A 2,924-nucleotide genomic window follows, 5' to 3' on the forward strand; every position below is an offset into this window, starting at 1 on the left:
CCGATCGCGCGAAACTCGCCGTGCCGCGTCGGGATGCGCGCCTCGGCGACCCGCTCGATGTGCTTTTCGTGTTTGCGTCGCCACTCGATCAGGTCGGCGATGGTGATCATGGCCAGACCGTGCTCGTCGGCGAAGACCCGCAACTCGTCGGTCTGGGCCATCGACCCCTCGTCCTTCTGGCTGACGATCTCGCACAGCACGCCCGCGGGTTGCAGTCCGGCCATGCGGGCCAGGTCGACGGCAGCTTCGGTGTGGCCGGGGCGCCGCAGCACGCCGCCGTCCTTGGCGCGCAACGGGACAACGTGACCCGGCCGGGTGAAGTCGTCGGCGACACTGCGCGGATCGGCCAGCAACCGCATCGTCGTGGCCCGGTCAGAAGCTGAAATACCAGTTCCCACACCGTATCTCGCATCCACGGTGACGGTGTAGGCGGTGCCGCGCTTGTCCTGGTTGACCGCGTACATCGGCAGCAGCCCCAACCGGTCGCAGATCGCGCTGTCCAGCGGCACGCACAAGTAGCCGGAGGTGTAGCGGACCATGAACGCGACCAGGCTCGGCGTCGCTTTTTCGGCGGCGAAGATGAGGTCGCCCTCGTTCTCGCGGTCCTCGTCGTCGATGACGATGACGGCCTTACCCGCCGCTATGTCGGCAACCGCCCGTTCGACGGAGTCCAACCTCGTCATTTCTGCCACCCTGTCCGTTCCCGACCGTTCTCGGCCGAGAACGCTGCCAGAAGAGCCCCGGTGAAGAGCTCATGTGTTGCATCCAGTATGAACCACTGCGCGGGCACCGTTATTGCCGCTGCTTACTCCGCGGGACGTTGCATCAGCCGCTCGACATATTTAGCTATGACGTCGACCTCGAGGTTCACCGGGGTTCCCACCGCTGCGCGGCCCAGGGTGGTCAGCTCCCGGGTGGTCGGAATCAGCGAGACTTCGAACCAGTCGTCGCCGAGCGCCGATACGGTCAGCGAGATGCCGTCGACGGTGATCGAGCCCTTTTCGACGACGTAGCGCGCCAGCGGGTCCGGCAGCGCGATCCGCACCACTTCCCACCCCTCGGCCGGCGTCCGGGCCAGGATCTGGCCGGTGCCGTCCACATGGCCCTGCACGATGTGCCCGCCGAGGCGGCTGTTCACCGCCGCAGCACGCTCGAGATTCACCGGGCTGCCTACTTCTAGGGTGCGCAGGCTGGACCGGTTCAGGGTCTCGCCCATCACATCGGCGCTGAACTGCTCGCCCGGCAGCACGTCGACGACGGTCAGGCACACGCCGTTGACGGCGATTGAGTCGCCGTGGCTGGCGTCAGCGGCAACCACCGGACCGCGGATGGTCAAGCGCGCGCAATCGCCCATGTGATCCTTGCCGACCACTTCGCCGAGCTCCTCGACGATTCCGGTGAACACCGCATCAGGCTAATGATTCGGCAGGGCGGCGGAAAGACGCGTCACCTCCGCCTTCCCGGCGCAGTCGCAGCCACCCTCTACGATGCAACGTATGCAGACGCGTCGCCGACTATTTGCCGTCCTTGCCGCCATGAGCATCGCCGCCGCCCTGATCAGCGGTTGCTCGTCATCGTCCAAGTCCTCGAGCAAGCCGCTACCCGACGCGGCGACGCTGGTCAAGCAGTCCAGCCAGGCCACGAAGAACGTCAAAAGCGTGCATCTGGTGTTGTCGACGACCGGCAAGGTCCCGGGGCTGCCGATCAAAACGCTCACCGGCGACCTCACCACCAACCCCACCGCCGCGAAGGGCAACGCGAAGATCACCGTCGGCGGCTCGGACATCGACGCCGATTTCGAGGTCTACAACTCGGATCTCTACGCGACGCTCACGCCGGGCAAGTGGGACAACTTTGGTCCGGCCGCCGATATCTACGATCCGTCGACAATCCTGAACCCCGACAACGGTCTGGCCAACGTGTTGGCTCACTTCAACGAACCTAAAGCCGAGGGGCGGGAGAACATCAACGGCCAAGACACGGTCCGTATCACCGGAAAAGTATCCGCCGACGCGGTGAATGCGCTTGCGCCGTCATTGAAAGCGACACAGCCGCAACCGGCCACCGCCTGGATTCAGGAAAACGGCGATCACCAGCTGGTGCAGGCCAAGCTCGACCAGAGTCCGGGCAATTCCATTCAGATGACGCTGTCGAACTGGAACCAGCCGGTGCAGGTCACCCCACCGCCGGTGAGCTGACGATATGCAAGCCGGACGCAGAATCGCGATCAGCGCAGGCAGTCTCGCTGTACTGCTGGGTGCCCTCGACACCTATGTCGTGGTCACGATCATGCGCGACATCATCATGACCATCGGCATCCCGGTCAACAAGCTGGAGCGAATCACGCCGATCGTCACGTGGTACCTACTGGGCTACGTCGCGGCAATGCCGCTGCTGGGCCGGGCGTCGGACCGGTTCGGCCGCAAACTGTTGCTGCAGGCCAGCTTGGCCGCGTTCGCGGCCGGTTCGGTGGTCACAGCGCTGTCGACCGATCTGCACGTGCTGGTGGTCGGCCGCACCATCCAGGGCCTAGCCGCCGGCGCGCTACTGCCGGTCACGCTGGCCCTGGGCGCAGACCTGTGGTCCGCTCGCAACCGCGCCGGGGTGCTCGGCGGTATCGGCGCCGCCCAGGAACTCGGCAGCGTGCTGGGCCCGCTGTACGGGATCTTCATCGTCTGGCTGACCAGCCGCTGGCAAGACGTGTTCTGGATCAATGTGCCGCTAGCCGCCGTCGCGATGGTGATGATCCAGTTCAGCCTGCCGTCGCGGGACCGCAGCGCTGAGCCGGAGAAGGTCGACGTGGTCGGTGGATTGCTGTTGGCCCTCGCGCTGGGCCTGGCGGTGATCGGGCTGTACAACCCCGATCGGACCGCTCAACAGGCGCTGCCGAGCTACGGCTTGCCACTGGTGATCGGCGCGATCGT

General features: G+C 65.6%; 4 protein-coding genes. 2 read left to right on the forward strand and 2 right to left on the reverse strand.

Annotation, left to right across the window (positions count from 1 at the left end; genetic code table 11):
- Positions 1 to 683: 3,4-dihydroxy-2-butanone-4-phosphate synthase (gene ribB, locus VFA16_RS13615; protein WP_324968326.1), on the reverse strand; the 683-nt coding region annotated here is incomplete at its 3' end.
- Positions 684 to 805: 122 nt separating this feature from the next.
- Complete coding sequence (locus tag VFA16_RS13620; RefSeq protein ID WP_324968327.1) at positions 806 to 1,405, reverse strand: riboflavin synthase; 600 nt, start codon at positions 1,403 to 1,405, stop codon at positions 806 to 808.
- 91 nt (positions 1,406 to 1,496) lie between these two features.
- Between VFA16_RS13620 and VFA16_RS13625 the strand changes: the two genes are divergently transcribed.
- Both VFA16_RS13625 and VFA16_RS13630 read left to right on the forward strand, forming a co-directional pair.
- Positions 1,497 to 2,198 (forward strand): LppX_LprAFG lipoprotein, encoded by a 702-nt coding sequence (locus VFA16_RS13625; RefSeq protein ID WP_414687716.1) that lies wholly within the window; start codon positions 1,497 to 1,499, stop codon positions 2,196 to 2,198.
- A gap of 4 nt (positions 2,199 to 2,202) precedes the next feature.
- On the forward strand, positions 2,203 to 2,924 hold a 722-nt coding region (locus VFA16_RS13630; protein ID WP_324968329.1), incomplete at its 3' end, for an MFS transporter.

The organism is Mycobacterium sp., assembly GCF_035653355.1.
Lineage (GTDB): Bacteria > Actinomycetota > Actinomycetes > Mycobacteriales > Mycobacteriaceae > Mycobacterium.

What these genes read in the sequence shown, in the direction of transcription:
- VFA16_RS13625 (WP_414687716.1), top strand. Translation starts at nt 1,497, where the DNA reads ATGCAGACGCGTCGCCGACTATTTGCCGTCCTTGCCGCCATGAGCATC.